Source organism: Microbacterium sp. HSID17254 (assembly GCF_003989315.1).
Taxonomy (GTDB): domain Bacteria; phylum Actinomycetota; class Actinomycetes; order Actinomycetales; family Microbacteriaceae; genus Microbacterium.
Genome location: NZ_RBLT01000117.1, coordinates 1 through 1055, shown reverse-complemented (window position 1 = coordinate 1055; position 1055 = coordinate 1). Strand labels below are relative to the sequence as shown.

Genomic DNA, 1055 nt, shown 5'->3' with positions numbered 1-1055 from the left:
CCGACGAACAGCTGCGCGCGGACCGGCTGGTGACCGCCGACAACGCCGCCGCGATCCTCGACACCGACCGGCGGCACTTCGACATCTGCGTCGAAGCCGGGTGGATCAGCCCCACCGCCCACCACAACATGCAGATCAGCCGCTACCGCTCGGTGTCGGTACCGCTCTACCGCCGCGGCGACGTCGACGCGCTCCTGCAGCGCCCCGACCTGAACTGGCACCAGGTCCGCGAGACCCCGAAGGGCACACGGTCCCCGCTGCTCGATGTCGCCGGGGGCCGGGCACCGACCCGCGCGACGCTGATCCGGGCGTTCCTGCGGGACTTCGGAACCGAGCACTGCATCGGGGTGTGGGCCTGGTGGGTGCCCGGACCCGACGTGTGGGAGATCGACTGGGAACGCCTCGACGGCGGCCCGGCCCAGCCCGAGGTGCTCACCGCGATCCAGGCCCGACCCGCGCTGGCCCGCTACCTCCCTGACATCCGGCTGCACCCCGCCGCCGGCGCCGCGGTGCGGTTCGCCCGCGCGATGCTCGAACCCGGCCGCGCGGTCATCCTCGACACCGAGACCACCGACCTGCACGGCGCGATCTGCGAGATCGCCGTGATCGACGCCTGCACCGGCCGCACCCTGCTCGACACCCTGGTCAACCCCGGCACCCCGATCCAGCCCGGCGCCCAGATGATCCACGGCCTGCGCGACAGCGACGTCACCGCCGACGGCGTCCCCGACTGGCCCACCGCCTACCGGCGGCTCCTGCGCGTGACCCGCAACCGGACCGTGCGCGCCTACAGCGCCGACTACGGCCTGGGCGTCATCACCCACGACTGCCACCGCCACGGGATCCGCCGCACCCGCCTCGCCGACCCCCAGCACTGGGCCGACGTCATGCTCCCCCGCTCCGACCACGCCCACACCCGCCACCGCCTGCCCAACGACGGCGGTCACCGCGCACTCGACGACGCCACACAGACCCGCCGACATCTGCTGCGCATGACCGCCCCCTGCCCCCACGAATCGGCCGGAAAGCCCAAGCCCAACCGTCGAGGAAGGGGG

At 73.5% G+C, this 1055-nt stretch carries 1 protein-coding gene; it reads left to right on the top strand.

From position 1 onward, the window contains the following. Positions 1-29 precede the first annotated feature (29 nt). Positions 30-1055: 3'-5' exonuclease (locus D8M34_RS18020; protein ID WP_202976286.1), on the top strand; the 1026-nt coding region annotated here is incomplete at its 3' end.